At 62.9% G+C, this 15,258-nt stretch carries 13 protein-coding genes and 2 tRNA genes; 10 read left to right on the top strand and 5 right to left on the bottom strand.

Annotated features, from left to right (window positions below; genetic code table 11):
• Nucleotides 1-513, top strand: a complete 513-nt coding sequence (locus ACQUSY_RS04745; RefSeq protein WP_428903364.1) for a hypothetical protein — start codon at nucleotides 1-3, stop codon at nucleotides 511-513.
• Here ACQUSY_RS04745 and ACQUSY_RS04740 read toward each other — a convergent pair.
• Nucleotides 483-1,721, bottom strand: a complete 1,239-nt coding sequence (locus ACQUSY_RS04740; RefSeq protein WP_428903363.1) for a hypothetical protein — start codon at nucleotides 1,719-1,721, stop codon at nucleotides 483-485. The two genes, ACQUSY_RS04745 and ACQUSY_RS04740, sit on opposite strands and share 31 nt — an antisense overlap.
• 240 nt (nucleotides 1,722-1,961) lie before the next feature.
• Between ACQUSY_RS04740 and topA the strand changes: the two genes are divergently transcribed.
• From topA to ACQUSY_RS04705, 7 genes are all read left to right on the top strand, one after another.
• Entirely contained in the window at nucleotides 1,962-4,793 is a 2,832-nt protein-coding gene (gene topA / locus ACQUSY_RS04735) for a type I DNA topoisomerase (protein ID WP_428903362.1), read from the top strand.
• A complete protein-coding gene (gene tmk / locus ACQUSY_RS04730; protein ID WP_428903361.1) occupies nucleotides 4,790-5,419 on the top strand; it encodes a dTMP kinase in 630 nt (209 codons plus the stop codon). The genes topA and tmk overlap by 4 nt, the downstream gene beginning before the upstream one ends.
• 267 nt (nucleotides 5,420-5,686) lie before the next feature.
• On the top strand, nucleotides 5,687-6,850 hold the full coding sequence (locus tag ACQUSY_RS04725) for a DNA polymerase III subunit delta' (RefSeq protein ID WP_428903360.1): 1,164 nt from the start codon (nucleotides 5,687-5,689) through the stop codon (nucleotides 6,848-6,850).
• Nucleotides 6,851-6,861: 11 nt separating this feature from the next.
• On the top strand, nucleotides 6,862-8,415 hold the full coding sequence (locus ACQUSY_RS04720) for an alpha/beta hydrolase (protein ID WP_428903359.1): 1,554 nt from the start codon (nucleotides 6,862-6,864) through the stop codon (nucleotides 8,413-8,415).
• A 120-nt stretch (nucleotides 8,416-8,535) separates the two neighbouring features.
• Nucleotides 8,536-8,610 (top strand) — tRNA-Thr (locus tag ACQUSY_RS04715).
• A gap of 131 nt (nucleotides 8,611-8,741) precedes the next feature.
• Complete coding sequence (locus tag ACQUSY_RS04710) at nucleotides 8,742-9,149, top strand: hypothetical protein (RefSeq protein ID WP_428903358.1); 408 nt, start codon at nucleotides 8,742-8,744, stop codon at nucleotides 9,147-9,149.
• A 32-nt stretch (nucleotides 9,150-9,181) separates the two neighbouring features.
• Nucleotides 9,182-9,754 (top strand): isochorismatase family protein, encoded by a 573-nt coding sequence (locus tag ACQUSY_RS04705; protein WP_428903357.1) that lies wholly within the window; start codon nucleotides 9,182-9,184, stop codon nucleotides 9,752-9,754.
• Nucleotides 9,755-9,956: 202 nt separating this feature from the next.
• On the opposite strand, the gene ACQUSY_RS04700 is transcribed toward ACQUSY_RS04705, so the two are convergent.
• Nucleotides 9,957-10,586 carry a DNA-directed RNA polymerase subunit beta gene (locus ACQUSY_RS04700; protein WP_428903356.1) on the bottom strand — a complete coding sequence of 210 codons (630 nt, stop codon included), beginning with the start codon at nucleotides 10,584-10,586 and terminating at the stop codon, nucleotides 9,957-9,959.
• A gap of 331 nt (nucleotides 10,587-10,917) precedes the next feature.
• On the opposite strand from ACQUSY_RS04700, the gene ACQUSY_RS04695 reads away from it, so the two are divergent.
• Nucleotides 10,918-10,990 (top strand) — tRNA-Lys (locus tag ACQUSY_RS04695).
• Nucleotides 10,991-11,047: 57 nt separating this feature from the next.
• On the opposite strand, the gene ACQUSY_RS04690 is transcribed toward ACQUSY_RS04695, so the two are convergent.
• From ACQUSY_RS04690 to ACQUSY_RS04680, 3 genes are read right to left on the bottom strand one after another with little or no spacing between them, the layout of a single operon-like run.
• Nucleotides 11,048-11,806 carry an anti-sigma factor gene (locus ACQUSY_RS04690; RefSeq protein ID WP_428903355.1) on the bottom strand — a complete coding sequence of 253 codons (759 nt, stop codon included), beginning with the start codon at nucleotides 11,804-11,806 and terminating at the stop codon, nucleotides 11,048-11,050.
• Entirely contained in the window at nucleotides 11,803-12,390 is a 588-nt protein-coding gene (gene sigK, locus ACQUSY_RS04685) for an ECF RNA polymerase sigma factor SigK (RefSeq protein ID WP_428903354.1), read from the bottom strand. The genes ACQUSY_RS04690 and sigK overlap by 4 nt, the downstream gene beginning before the upstream one ends.
• 44 nt (nucleotides 12,391-12,434) lie before the next feature.
• A complete protein-coding gene (locus ACQUSY_RS04680; RefSeq protein WP_428903353.1) occupies nucleotides 12,435-14,174 on the bottom strand; it encodes a cytochrome c biogenesis protein DipZ in 1,740 nt (579 codons plus the stop codon).
• A 149-nt stretch (nucleotides 14,175-14,323) separates the two neighbouring features.
• Between ACQUSY_RS04680 and ACQUSY_RS04675 the strand changes: the two genes are divergently transcribed.
• A complete protein-coding gene (locus tag ACQUSY_RS04675) occupies nucleotides 14,324-14,998 on the top strand; it encodes a fasciclin domain-containing protein (RefSeq protein WP_428903352.1) in 675 nt (224 codons plus the stop codon).
• The last annotated feature ends 260 nt before the right edge of the window (nucleotides 14,999-15,258 follow it).

Raw genomic sequence — 15,258 nt, 5'->3', positions numbered from 1 at the left:
ATGTCGACGTGGTTGCGTGCGAATCGGTGGGCGCTCATCGCCCTGCCGATCGCGATCATTGCTTTCATCGTCGCGGTCTGGCTGATCGCCATCCGCCCGACGGTCATCGAGACCGGCGGGACGGCCAAGCACGTCGATATCAGTGACACGTTCCAGCTAGAAGAGACGACTGTCACCGACATGAGCGTCTCGTTTCAACGACCAGCGACCGAAGAGCCCATGGCTGGCGTCGAAGTCGTTCTCATTGCCGTCGAGGCGGATGCGCCCGAAGAAGCCACCTACAACTGTCACGTCGAATTGCGGCACAACGGTGACCCGGCTCTCGTCTTCCGTCCAACGTCGATGGAGTTGGGTCTCACCGGCGACGCCAGCTTCACCTCAAACTGCGTTGGCTCGCCGAGTGAAGAATCTGACGAGTACCTGGTGTTCCTCATTCCAGAGGGCCTCACCGGCGACTTCACCCTCGTCTTCCTCGACCCGGCTCAGCCTGTCGAGGTGGCTTTCTCCCGCTGACCCGCAGGCGCAACCATGCTGTCTGCGACGGGAGCCGTGGTTCCGGAACCAGCAGGTGCGTTGCGTGCGCCACCGCGCCGCGATGTGGCTAAGACATCGTCATAGGCTGCCGCGATCAGCGCGATGCGGATGGGCTCCGAGATCAGCACCGGAATCACGGAGATGAGCGGCAGGAACATGACCCACCACTCCCACGCGTGCGCGCCGAAAAGGCGCGGGATGCCAGCGGCAAGCGTCTGATCGAGGAACAGCCACGCCTGCGACAGCAGAAGGTAGAACGCGATGCGGATGGGGCCCGCGTGGAAGAGCAGCGTGCCGGCTTCGAGGATCGGCTGAACGCGGCTGCTCGCGAGTCCGGCGGTATCGCGAAGGCGGCGCTTCGCACCGGCGTTTAGGCGGTCGTAGCGCCGGGTGATGCGCTCCATCTTCGGGCGCTGTACCGCGATCACTTCGCCGAACACCACGCCGGCGATGAGCAGCCAAGCGAGCGGAATAACACTGAGGTTGAGAATGACGGTGACGACCTGCACGATCGCCTCCCAGATGACTGCGATCGCCGGAATACTGACCGCGAACCAGTCACCGAAGTCGTGCGTCCACTGCACGACCGCGCGAGAGCCAATCCAATCCTCGATCGCCACGGTGAACGCCGAAGCGCCGTAGATGAGAACGAGAACCCACACCACATCGAGGTAGACCGCGGGAACGCGCGTCCAGCTGGGTAGCTTGTTCTTGACCTTCTCCCACGCCTGTTTCAGCGCGAAGCATGTGACGAGCAAGATGAGCAGCGCGGGGGTGACGTCGAACTGCGTCGCGTTGCCGGTGTCAGAGCCGGCGCCGATCATCACCTGGTTTTGCGAGATGGTGAGAATTCGCGACAGGTCTTCACGGAAGAACCCGGCTGCATAGTAAAAGGCAAAGAACGGGATGACCGAGGAGAGAACCGCCTCGCTAAACCCAATCCTGCGGTCGTGGGCTGAGCGCCCCGCGGTGGGAGCCAGCCGATTCAACTGCGGGAGGGAATCGCGCGTGATCAACATCATGGCGACGAATGCCAACAGCTTCGAGAGCACCGCGAGCGGCGCAATCAGTACGAGCGCGAACGAAGAGTAGGCGCCCACCATGCCCGACGCCCAGACCAGAATGTAGTGCGCCGTGTGCCCGATGAGGTAGGCGGCAACGAGCGCCGGGCCGTGCATGACTAGCACGCGTCCCCAGGTTCGTAGCACGGCGAGCATGACCCCAAACTAGCGCCTGTGATGCTGTCACACAGCGATTGGCCGTAAGGTGTGACGAGACGACTTATTGTTTCTCTGCGTCCTGTGCATCGTAAAACGGGTCGTCGCGCAAGCCACTCAAGGCTCTGAGACCCGCATTGCGCTCACAACATTCCCTGTCGATGGCAAGGAGTGGGCGTGTATGGTGTGCACTCGGAGGAAGGAACACTCTTGGCAAACGGCAAGAAGCTCGTCATCGTTGAGTCCCCGACGAAGATGAAGTCAATTCAGGGCTATCTCGGCGACGACTACGAGGTGCTCTCCTCGGTTGGTCACATTCGCGACCTGGCCGATAAGAAGAGTATTCCGGCGGAGAAGAAGGCCGCATACGGCAAGTACTCCATCGACATCGAGAACGGCTTCGACCCGCTCTACGTCGTCAGCGACCGTAAGACCAAGACGGTCCAAGAACTTAAGCGCGCCCTGAAGAATGCCGACGAAGTTCTCCTCGCAACAGATGAAGACCGCGAGGGTGAAGCCATTGCGTGGCACCTGCTGGAGACACTGAAGCCCAAGGTTCCGGTGCGCCGCATGGTGTTCCACGAAATCACGAAAGACGCGATTCAGGCCGCCGTCAACAACACGCGCGAGCTCGATACCGCGCTCGTTGACGCGCAAGAAACGCGTCGAATTCTTGACCGCCTGTACGGCTGGGATGTCAGCCCTGTGCTCTGGTACAAAGTGCAGCCCGGCCTCTCCGCTGGTCGCGTGCAGTCTGCCGCGACCCGCATGGTCGTTGACCGTGAGCGCGAGCGCATGGCGTTCGTCTCGGCCAGCTACTGGGACGTCGACGCCGACGCCGCGAAGGATGACAACCAGTTTCGCATTCGCCTCGTGCGCGTTGACGGTGCGCCGCTCGCCCGCGGCGCTGACTTCGACGAGAACGGCAAGCTGAAGAAGGCCGTTCTGGTCTTTACCGAAGCCGAAGCAACCGCACTTGCGGATGCCATCTCAGCCGCTGGTTCCGGCGACGTGACCAAGGTTGAAGCTAAGCCCGGCACCCGCAGCCCGTACGCGCCATTCACGACGTCGACGATGCAGCAGGAGGCTGGCCGCAAGCTTGGCCTGAGCGCCAAGAACGCGATGTCGGTCGCGCAGAAGCTGTACGAAAAGGGTTTCATTACCTATATGCGTACCGACTCGGTTTCGCTGTCGGCGCAGGCGATCACCGCCGCCCGCACGCAGGCTGTTTCGCTCTACGGCGATGGCGCGGTTCCGCTGAAGCCCCGTGTCTACAAGGGCAAGAGCAAGAACGCGCAAGAGGCGCACGAGGCTATTCGCCCGTCGGGTGAAGTGTTCCGCACGCCCGCTGAGGTGGCTTCTGAGCTCAACCGCGATGAGCAGCGCCTTTACGACCTGATCTGGAAGCGCACCGTCGCCAGCCAGATGTCTGACGCCAAGTTTGAGACCACGACGGTGACCGTTGCGGTTGCCGCTGGCGGTAAGAAGGCGGAGTTCACGGCATCCGGAACCGTTTACACGTTTAAGGGGTTCTTGGAGGCTTACGAAGAGGGCAAGGACGAAAAGCGCGGCGATGCTGACAAAGCCGCTGACCAGTCGTTGCCGGCTCTCACCGTTGGCGACGCCGTCTCGGTGCGTGACGTTGAGGCGAAGGGTCACAAGACCACGCCGAAGCCGCGTTACACCGAAGCTTCGCTCGTGAAGGCGCTTGAGGAAAAGGGCATCGGACGCCCCTCGACCTTCGCGAGCATCATTGACACGATCATCGAGCGTGGCTACGTCACGAAGCGCGGCCAGGCCCTCGTGCCGAGCTGGATGGCCTTCAGCGTCGTGCGCCTGCTCGAAGAGAACTTCAGCTCGCTCGTTGACTACGACTTCACGGCTGCGCTGGAAGATGACCTTGACGCGATTTCGCGCGGTGAGCAGAACCGTGTGGAGTGGCTCAAAGAGTTCTACTTCGGATCAGACAAGCACGTGGGTCTGCGTCACGTTGTCGATAACGTCGGCGACATTGACGCCCGCGCGCTGAACGCGACGAAGATTACCGAGAACTCGACCCTCCGTTTCGGTCGCTACGGACCGTACCTCGAAGTTGTTGATCCGGCACAGCCTGACGCGAAGCCGCGCATCATCAACATTCCGGAAGATCTCGCACCTGACGAGTTGACCGCTGAGAAGGCGACGGAGCTCATCGAGGCGCCGATCGCTGGCGACCGTGTGCTGGGCGAGAACCCCGCTAACGGTCAGCTCATCGTCGTGAAGGACGGCCGCTTCGGCCCGTACGTGCAGGAACTCCTGCCGGCGGAAGAAGAGGTTGTCGACGAAGCCACCGGTGAGGTTGTTGAGGCTCCGAAGAAGGCCAAGAAGAAGGCCGACGAGCCCAAGCCCCGCACCGGTAGCCTGTTCAAGTCGATGGCCGTTGACACGATCGACCTGGAGACGGCTCTCAAGCTGCTCGACCTGCCGCGCGTTGTGGGTCTTGACCCCGAATCGGGTGACGAGATCACGGCGCAGAACGGTCGCTTTGGCCCGTACCTGAAGAAGGGCACGGACTCCCGTTCGTTGCAGACCGAATCGCAGATCTTCGACGTCACGCTCGAAGAAGCTCTCGAGCTGTACGCCCAGCCCAAGTACGGCGCCCGCAAGGCATCGAGCGCGCTCAAAGAGTTCGAGGCTGACCCGGTTTCTGGCAAGCCGATTCGTGTGCGCGACGGCCGCTTCGGCCCGTACGTGACTGACGGTGAGACGAACGTGACGATTCCGCGCGGTGAGACGCCGGACGACATCACGTTCGAAAAGGCCGTGCAGATGCTTGCTGACAAGCGCGCCAAGGGTCCGGTCAAGAAGCGTGCGACGGCCAAGAAGGTTCCGGCGAAGAAGGCCACGACCACCAAGACGGCGGCAGCGAAGAAGACGACGGCTTCTAAGGCCACGGCGGCCAAGGCCACGGCGGCGAAGAAGACCACCGCGACGAACTCGACGACCACGAAGGCTGCGGCTGCCAAGAAGGCTCCGGCAAAGAAGGCAGCTGAGAGCGAGTGACTCGCGGGCTCTGGATCACGATCGAGGGCGGCGACGGCTCGGGCAAGTCCACGCAGTCGGCGCTGCTACAGGCGTGGCTGGCGACTCTCGGCCCGACCGTGCTGCACACCCGTGAGCCGGGCGGTAGCGAGGTTGGCGAGCTGATTCGCAACATCGTGCTACACCACCGTGGCCACATCGCGCCGCGCGCCGAAGCCCTGCTGTACGCCGCCGACCGTGCGCACCACGTCGCAACGGTCGTACGTCCAGCGCTCGAGCGTGGCGAAATCGTGCTGCAGGATCGCTACCTCGACTCGTCGGTCGCCTACCAGGGCGCCGGACGCGTGCTCGACGGCACCGAAGTGCGCGACCTGTCGCTGTGGGCTACCGAAGGCGCCTTGCCCGACGTGACGGTATTGCTCGATATCGACCCGGCCGTTGCGCGTTTGCGTCTCGACGCTGCCGATAAGCCGTTCGACCGCCTCGAGGCGGAAAAGCTGGAGTTCCACACCCGGGTACGCGAAGCGTACTTGGCGTTGGCCGCGGCGGAACCCGAGCGCTTCGTCGTGCTGGACGCCGAGCAACCCGCAGGCGAGATCGCGCACCAGATTCGCGCCCGCATCGAAGCAGCTCTCGCCCGCGACTGACGCTCGACCGCCCCAGCTTCTGCCCCCGCCGCCAGCTCACGTCGTCACCCGAACCCATGGTTCCGCCCCACTTCGACGTGCAACGACCGTTATGCACGCACGTGTGTGACTGCTGTGACTGAAGTGGCTGGTGTGGCACTTTTTGCGTGCGTACCGATTTTGATCGTGCGTAACGGTCGTGCGGTTCCGGAACCAGGACACGAGATGGGTGGGGAGGGTCTGTGCAGAAGTCGGCGGGCTGTCAGTGGTGCCGTCTAGGCTGGGAGCATGACTTCCGCGCCTGATACTCACGCCGATAACGCCTGGGCTGCTGTGTGGGGGCAGCCTGCCGCTGTCGAGCAGCTCAAGAATGCGGCGGCGAATCCGGCGGAGATGACGCACGCGTGGCTTATTACTGGTCCTCCTGGTTCCGGTCGTTCCACGCTCGCGTATGCGTTCGCAGCGACGCTCATCGCGCGTGACCCGGGCGATGACCACACGATTCAGCAGGTGCTCGCCGGCACGCACCCCGACCTGGTGCGGTTGCGCACCGAGGGTGTCATTATTCCGGTGAAAGAGGTGCGTGCGGCGGCCGCGCGCAGCTATTTGGCGCCTTCCGTTGGCCGCCACCGTGTTGTCGTTATTGAAGATGCTGACCGCATGGCCGAGCAGGCATCCAACGCGATTTTGAAGGCTCTTGAAGAGCCGCCACCCGAGACGGTGTGGATTTTGTGTGCCCCAAGCGACGTCGACCTCTTGCCGACGATTCGCTCGCGCGTGCGCATGGTGCGGCTGGCGGAACCAGATGTCGCCGATGTTGCGGAGTTGATCGTTCGCCGCACGGGGGCTGATCTGGTAGTCGCCGAGCAGTCCGCCCGCCACGCGCAACGCCACATTGGCATGGCACAGCGCCTTGCCACGAACCCCGTGTCGCGTGAGCGTCGGGAGAAGACGCTGCGTGACACGTTGCGTGCGCGCACGGTCGCCGACGTTGTCGAGGTGTCTGCGGCGATTGTGCAGGCTGCCACCGACGACGCGAAGACGCTGACGACCGAGCGAGATGCGGCTGAATACGCCGAACTTTTGCGCACCGCCGGTATTACTGACGGCGCCGCGGTTCCGCCTGCCGTGCGGTCGCAGGTGAAAGCGCTGGAAGACGAGCAGAAGAAGCGCGCCACTCGTAGCGTGCGCGACGGCATTGACCGTGTGCTGACCGACCTGCAGTCGCTGTTTCGTGATGTTGTGCTCTGTCAGTTTGGCCGCACGGATGACATGATCAATCGTGAGCTGGAGGGCGACATTTCGTTCGTCGCATCGGCATGGCCGCCGGAGCGCACACTCGCGGTACTCGATGCCATTGCTGATACGCGAGACGCGATCGAACAGAATGCCGCTCCGTTGCTCGCGCTGGAGAGCTTGCTGGTGACGATCACGACCGGAAGGACACCGTGAAAACCAAGGTCATGAGGCGCTGGGGTGCCGCAATCGCCAGTGTTGCAATTAGTGCGCTCGCGCTGTCCGGTTGCATGTACGCGATGATTCCTGAGGAGGGCGGCACGGCGGGGCCCACCCCGATTCCCACCAAGGCGCCCGTGACCACTGGTGTCGCCGAAGAGCTCGTCTCGTACTACGGCCAGACCCTCGAGTGGGAACAGTGCGAAGACAACAAAGACATGGACTGCACCATGGTGCAGGTACCGATGAACTACGCCGACCCGTCGGCCGGCGACATCGAGATCGCCGTTGTGCGCCTGCGGGCATCGTCAGGTGAGGCACAGGGGTCGCTGCTGATGAACCCCGGTGGCCCCGGTGGTAGCGGCTTCGACTTCGTCATGACGGCTGCCACGTACGTGTTCTCGAAAGACTTGCGTGCCCAGTTCGACATCATCGGGTTTGACCCGCGTGGTGTCGGCTCGTCGACGGCTGTGAAGTGCTTTGACGGACTGCAGATGGATGCGTATCTGTACGACATTCCGGAGAACGAGCGCAACACCGACGCATGGGTCGAAGAAGTCGACGCGAACGCTGCCAGCTTTGCTCAAGCCTGCGCCGACAACACGGGCGAACTGCTCGAACACATCACGACGGAGAACTCGGCGCGCGATATTGACGTGTTGCGCGGTGTGCTGGGCGACGAAACGCTGAGCTACATCGGGTTCTCCTACGGCACGTTCCTCGGCGCCACGTACGCGAAGCTCTTCCCCGAGCGCGCGGGACGCCTCGTGCTGGACGGTGCGATCGACCCGGGCATTCCGAGCGCTGACGTCGGCAAGATTCAGGCCGTCGGATTCGAAAGCGCCCTGCGCGCGTTTATGGAGGGGTGCCTCGCTGCGAAGGACTGCCCGTACAGTGGCGACGTTGATGAGGCCCTGGCTGACCTCAGCGAACTGTTGGCCGAACTCGACGCACGCCCGCTCAAGCTTGCGGACGGGCGCGAGCTCGGTGCCGACTCCGCGTTCACGGGTGTCGTCTCTGCGATGTATCAAGAGGGTTGGTGGCCGGTGCTGCGGCAGGGCCTGACCGATGCTGAAGAGGGTATCGGCGACACGCTCATGTACCTCGCCGACGTGTACAACGGCCGCGAGGGTGTTGGCTCCTACGCAGACAACTCGACCGAGGCGTTCAACGCGTACAACTGCATGGACTACCCGGCAGACATGACCGACGCCGAGCTCGACGAGGTCGACGCCTTCGTCAAGGAGAACGCGCCCACGATTGCGCCGTACTGGTCGGGTGGCGATGTGTGTGCGGCGTGGCCTTACCCGCCGTCGGGTACCCGCGGCGAAATTGCCGCTGAGGGTGCACCGCCGATTCTGGTGGTCGGAACCACGAATGACCCCGCAACGCCGTACGAGTGGGCGGTATCCCTCGCTGAGCAGCTCTCCAGTGGCGTTCTGCTGACGCGTGTTGGCGAAGGTCACACCGCCTACGGGCAGGGCAACTCCTGCATCGATGCCGCCGTCGACACGTTTTTACTGGAAGGTACGCCGCCCGCAGACCAGACCACCTGCAAGTAGCCGCTGCGAGCGGGGAGAGGCTGATCGCCTCGACCCGCCCGGGGCGCAGGTCGTGTTCAACTACGTTCAAAATATGCGCTAGGCTATTTCAGGTTCGCCACGTGAGTTGTGAACCGGAACGCCACCTTAGCTCAGTGGTAGAGCATCCCACTCGTAATGGGAAGGCCATCGGTTCGAACCCGATAGGTGGCTCCACAGAAAGACCCCCGGTCCGCCGGGGGTCTTTGCTTTTCCCGGCCGCTCGATCGAGCGCCGGAGCGAGCCGAAACGTGCCGCCGCCGCTCTGCGTTTCGGGGTAACACCTCGTGCTCCGATACGATTTACAGGTGAATAATGCCCTCAATGTGCTCGGTGCCGTGACGGACGTTTTCACATGGCTGGGCGCCCTCGCCACCGGGTTCTTCGCGATCATGGTGCTGGTCATCGTGATGCAGCAGAAAACCTGGATTCAGGTTGACGCGATGCTCGAGACCGAAGGGCCGGCCCGCGTTGCTCGCTGGTTTGATGACGGAGCCGGAACCGTGGGCGCGGCAATCTTGACGCCCGCGCAGGCGGCGGAGTTGGGTGCGGTTGATCGGGCCACGATCTGGGTGCAACCGGGGCGCACCGGTGCGGTGCGGCTCACGGCCGCCTCGCCCGCCCGCCGACCCGCGATGGCAGCCCTCGTAGCCAGTGCGACGCTGCTCGTCTTGAGCGTGGGCACGTCTGTTGCGTTGATGATTATCGACGGCTGACCAATCGGATTGGTTGCGCGTAGGCTCAGAGCATGACTCGCGCACTGTTTATCGTCGATGTACAGAATGACTTCACTGAGGGCGGTGCTCTCGGCGTTGATGGTGGTGCCGCCGTTGCGGCAGCGGTGAGCGCACACCTTGCAGCGCACGCCGGGGATTACGAACTCATCATCGCGTCACGCGATTGGCACAACGCCGAAGGTGACAACGGCGGACACTTTGCCGCCGAGCCTGACTACGTCGACACCTGGCCCGTGCACTGTGTGGCTGACACGAACGGTGCGGCGTACCACCCCGACCTCGATGTTTCGGCGGTGACGCACCACGTGAAGAAGGGGCAGGGTAAGCCCGCCTACTCGCTATTTGAGGGCCAGACCGACGCGGGAGAGACCGCTGCCTCGCTGGTCAGCGCACACGGAGTACTGTCGGTTGACGTGGTTGGCATCGCCACCGACCACTGCGTGCGTGCTTCGGTACTGGACGCGATTGAGCACGGCGTTGATGTGCGCGTGCTGACGGCGATGATCGCTGGTGTTGGCGTCGAGAGCTCGCAACACGCGATCGAAGAAATGGGCCACGCGGGCGCCGAGATCGTTGCGGAATAGCCCGCAGAAAAAATTAAGACCGAGCCGCTGAACGCCTCTCGGCGGAAGGCCGCTCTCGGCGGCAAGTTTTGGAGCCCGGGGTTAGCGGCCCGGCCAATAAAGCATAACGCGCCTGACCTCCGGATGTATTCCCGAGATTCTCAGAAACGATGCGTGATCGCGCGTGTCAGCCGATGGTTCCGCTCTGCAAATGCAGAAAACCTCAGATCAGCAGGCCCGAACGCCACAGCCGTGCCGTCGTCGACAAATCTGCGGCGTATGTCGACAAGCGCAGGGCGCGGGTCGTGAGATCGCTCGCGCGCTGCGGCTCGGTGGCTTCGTAATCGTCGGCGACGTGGGTTGCGCCAGCGGCCTCGACGCGGCAGAACGATGCCGCACGCTCGAGGGCGCTGGCGAAGTCGCCGTCGAAAACGCCGCGCAGGATCGTGTCGGCGAGGTTGATGAGTTCAGTGGGGCCCGCGGGGGTCGGAGCGCCGGCGATCACCGGGTCAGCCGAGGCGAACTCAACGCGGCCGCGCTCGTACAAGAGTGCCGAGGTCGTGGGGTCGTTGTGCACCATGAGCTGCAGTAGGTAGATGCGCCACAGTGCGCCCGGCAGGGAGCGGGCGGGGGACTGCGACCAGAGCTCGGCGATCGTCTCGATGCCGTGCACCGCAGTAAACTCGACGAGTTTCGTGACGGTGTCGGGGTCTGCCTCGGCGCGAACGCGGCTCAGCAGGGCCGTGGCGGTCGCGTGGGCGATGCGGGCATGCTCGGCGGGGTCGATGCTTCCGAAGGCGACGTCGAACATGGAGCTCGGGCGTTTGACGGGTTTGTGGAATGCTTCGGGCATCCTTCCAGCGTACGCGGGATTGCTGAGGTGGGAGCCTTGCTCACGGCAGTGTGAGACGAATGCCATTTCGTGAACACTTCATGAGACAAGGCACATCTTTTGAACTCGGTGTGCCCCAATACGCAATACTGATCAAGCGCCGAGGGGACACGGCGCAGACGCTCAAAAAGGGGGACGTCATGGCTGAAATTGTGTTTGCAGGAATTGTGGGAATCGGAGTGCTCTGCGCGCTCGTTGTTGCGATGGAACGGCACAGTGCTACCGCTTTTCCCGGCGACAACATCGACACGCGTCACGAGGAGGTCTCGAGCCCCGCTAAGCTAGGACCTACGGGCCTCTAGCTCAGTTGGCAGAGCATCGGACTTTTAATCCGCGGGTCATGGGTTCGAGCCCCATGGGGCCCACGACGAAGGGCGCACCTCCTGGTGCGCCCTTCGTCGTTTCCTCGTGCCATCTCGTAACTAGGTCGTCGCGATCACAATGATGGGATCGGTCGTTGGCAGGCCGGTGGGGGAGCCGCCAGCCTCCTCGATCGTGACCGCAATGACATCGCCGTCGTGCATCGGTTCGTCGACGACGGCCGTCGCCTCGCCGTCACCGCTCGTCGTGAAAACACCGCCAGAAATCGGCGTCTCGCCACGCACCAACCACAGTTCGTACGCTTGACCTGGTTCCAACTCTTTCAAGCCCTCGGTGACCAACACCGCTTTAGCGAGCGAAGCAGACCAGTACGCGGTTGCCTGCGCCCCCGATGGCAACTCAGCCGTGGCCTGGGCGGCATCGTCGGCGGCCCGTACTTCTTCGAGCGCGACGACCGCTGCGGGGCGGTTCATATTGGTCAGGAGCGTGCTGGTGGCGACTCCGATGCCGACGAGAAGTACGACGCTCGCCGCCAGCGCGAACAGACGACGGCGCCACGCGCGCGGCTTCTCATCACCGGGCGCCTCAGCGACGAGGCTTTCGACTACGGGGCTGTCTACAGCCGCGCTGTCTTGCGGCGTCACCGCAATCTGGTCGAGCAGTACGCTGCGGAGCGCGGGGGGTGGCGGAACCTCGGCAACGCCCGCGGCAAGGCCCGCTACGGTTGCCGCCGCGTCAGTTGCGACAAGCTCCCACTCAGGGTGCTCTGCGAGCGCCGTGCGGAAGCGATGCTCGTCTTCGACCGAGAGCGCATTGAGGGCATGACCGGCCGCGAGCTCAGCAAACTCGTTCTCCGTCATAACGTCACCCTCAAAGTGGTTCGAAGTTTGGCAATACCGTCGCGCATGCGGGTTTTCACTGTTCCGAGCGGCGTTCGCAGCAGCACGGCGATCTCGCTCTGAGAGTAGCCGCCGTAGTAGGCCAACACGATTGTTTCGCGTTGGGCATCGGGCAGTGTCGATAGTGCGTGAACGACTTTCTCGCCTTCGATGCTGAGTTCGGCCTGCTCCGCGACGCTGTCGTGATCGACACTCAGGTCTCGCAAGCCAGCGGCGATATCGCGGTCGCTACTGGACTGTGACGAGCGCACCCGGTCAACGGCTCGCCGGTGGGCGATTGTGAAGATCCAGGTGCGTCCTTGTCCTTTGTTCGGAGCGAACCGCGCAGCGGATTGCCACACGGTCAAAAAGACCTCTTGCAGCACCTCTTCGCTCTGTGCTCGGTTGATAACAACCTTCAGAATGAGGGCGAACACGCGCGGTGACAGCATGTCGTAGAGTTCGGCGAAAGCTCCCTGGTCGCCGGCCGCGACGCGCACCAGAAGCTCCCCGACCAGATCTCTCGCCGGAGAGTCCTCGTCAATCTCCGCGCCGTCGATGACCATCCCCTCCAGCATGCACCACGCGGTCGCACTTCCGGCCATAAGAATCACCCAAAAGTGAAGGAATACGCTTGGACGCCGGGGGAGACCTCGACGGTGAGTTGGCCGGAGGAGAGGTCGGAACCATCGACAAGTGCGTAGGACCGCGGGGTTCCGTCGACGGTGATCGTGCGTTCTTTGCCATTCTCATCCCGCACGGTGATGGTTCCACTCCCCGCGAGCACCATCCGAACCTCGGCTGCACGGTAGTTCAGTCGTACACTCGCAGACTGGGTTGTCGGAGTCGCGAACTGCGTTTCGATCGTCCAGTCACCGTCGAGAGCGAAGGAGTCGGCGGGCTGTTTCTTCGGAAAAGTGAAGGTGCCTTCTCCCGCCCGATAGGGTTCCGCGCCGCCGTAGTTGACGTCTTTGCTGGATCCGAGGAACGTCTCGCGCGTGGTTTCGCCAATATCGGGAGTCTCATCGGCCGTCTCGGTGGCCGGCGGCAGCTCAATGCCCGGGTTCGCGTCTTCGAGCAACTCGCGAATGAGTTTTTCGGTGGTGGCATAGTTGCCTTCGCCGAAGGAAATCGCTCGCACGACGCCATTCGCGTCGATCAGGTAGTGGGCTGGCCAATAGCGGTTTCGATATGCGGTCCAGGTGGACAGCGAGTTGTCGAGTGCGACGGGGTAAGCGATGCCGAAGTCTTTTGCGCCAGCAGCCACATTGTCGGGGTTCTTCTCGAAGGCGTACTCAGGAGAGTGGATGCCAATCACTTCGAGCCCGCTGTCGGCGTAAGCCTCGTACCACGCATTGACGTGGGGGATGGCGCGCTGGCAGTTGATGCAGGAGTAGGCCCAGAAGTCGATGAGAACCACCTTGCCCTTGAGGTCGGCGAGGTCGATGGCCTCTCCGCCGGGCGTGTTAAGCCACTGGTCGATCCCGCGAATGGCAGGAGCTGTACCGCACTCAGCGAGCTCGTCGGCACCGCTCTCGCAGTTGTCGAGCTGTCGATTCTCATCGGTCACGAGTCCGCCCAGGCCGAGCGCGGATTCACCGGCGTCTGACTCCGACAGATCTTTCTGGAGACCAGCCGTGTAGTCCGGAAGGAGCTGCTGCAAAGCTTGCGGAACATTGAAGATGAGACCAACGGCCAACGCCAGCATCGCAACACCGGCGGCGATGCGCAGCCCGCGTTCGCGCGTGCGGAACGCGCGGATTCGCTCCACGACCCCACGGCCTGCAAGAGCAAAGATCAGCAGCGGAATCGCGACGCCGACGGCGAACGAAACCGTCAGCATAATGGTTCCGACCCCAATCTGCCCGGTCGAACCGGCCACAATGATCGCCGCCAGCACCGGCCCCGCGCACGGCACGAAGACGGCCCCGAGGGCGAGCCCAACGCCAAAACCGTTGCCACGGTTCTTCACGTTCTTAGTCGGAATCCACCCGAATGGCTTCTCCAACAAACGCTCGACCTGCGGAACCAGCAGGCCGACGCCGATCAAGATCAGCACGATGATGCCCAACCATCGAATGATGTCTTGGGGGAGGCCGAGGGCACCCAGCACGAGCGAGCCGACCAGTGTGACAAGAGTGAAGCTGAGCATCAGACCGAGGATCACAAAGAAAGGACGGCTCCGCCGAGCCGGAACCGCGTCATCTTGGCCGTCGAACTGTGCTGATTGGGCACCCGCGGTGAGGAAGATGACCGGTAACACCGGAAGAATGCAGGGCGATATTCCGGTGATGAGCCCGCCCAAGAGCCCAATAATGATCTGGTCCATCTCGATCCTCGTTTCTGTCACGGGAGGTTCGTTGCCGCAGCGTAAATGGATGGCGAAAACTTTTCTGAGATTCTTCCCATCCGGTTGTCGGAGGGCTCCGAACACCATGCAACACCGCGGAGAAATCGCGGCAACAGTGCCACGCGAGTGGCTACACCTCGGAGGTAGAGATGTTCAGCATCACAAAGAAGACCACCGCAGTTCTCGCTTTGACGGTTGCGGGAGCTTTTGCACTCGCTGGCTGCACGACGGGGGCAGCTGACGACACGATGGAGTCTGCGGCGCCAGAGGCGACCGAGTCCATGGCGCCGACGCCGATGGAGTCCGAAGAAATGACGATGGATCCCGCCGCCAACCTCGTTGGCCCGGGTTGCGCTTCATACGCCGAAACCGTTCCGTCGGGCGCCGGCTCAATTCAGGGCATGTCGCAAGACCCCGTCGCCGTCGCGGCATCAAACAACCCGCTGCTGACCACGCTCGTCGCGGCGGTGAGCGGTCAGCTCAACCCAGACGTCAATCTCGTCGACACGTTGAACTCCGCGGAGTTTACGGTGTTCGCTCCGGTCGATGATGCCTTCGCAAAGATCGACCCGGCAACGATCGACACACTCAAGACCGACTCTGACCTGCTGACGTCGATCCTCACGTACCACGTGGTTCCGGGGCAGATCGAGCCGGATGACATCGCGGGCATGCACACCACGGTTCAGGGCGCTGACCTTGAGGTCACCGGATCAGGTGACAACTGGATGGTCAACGACGCGATGGTGATCTGCGGTGGCGTGCAGACGGCAAACGCCACCGTCTACCTCATCGACTCGGTGCTGATGCCGCCGGCTGGGTAACGCGGCACACGCCGAAGCAGGGCAGGAGGGAATACTCCTCCTGCCCCGCTCGCGTGTTCGATCCCCTGGATCCGGCGCCGGAGGTCGGGGAAATGGCCGCCTGAGTGCGATCGCTGGCGGTTTACGTGAGGTTCGGCGGATTTCTCCGACATACGGTGTCGACAACAAAACCACGGCGCACGACGCGAGACATGGTTCCGGAACCAACGGGTACAGAAATACGGATGCCCCAAACGACGGATGCCGGGCTGGGAAGGCTT

Source organism: Microbacterium daqui (assembly GCF_050408675.1).
Taxonomy (GTDB): Bacteria; Actinomycetota; Actinomycetes; order Actinomycetales; family Microbacteriaceae; genus Microbacterium.
The sequence above is the reverse complement of the archived record's forward strand: the minus strand, read 5'-3'. Positions and strand labels throughout refer to the sequence as shown.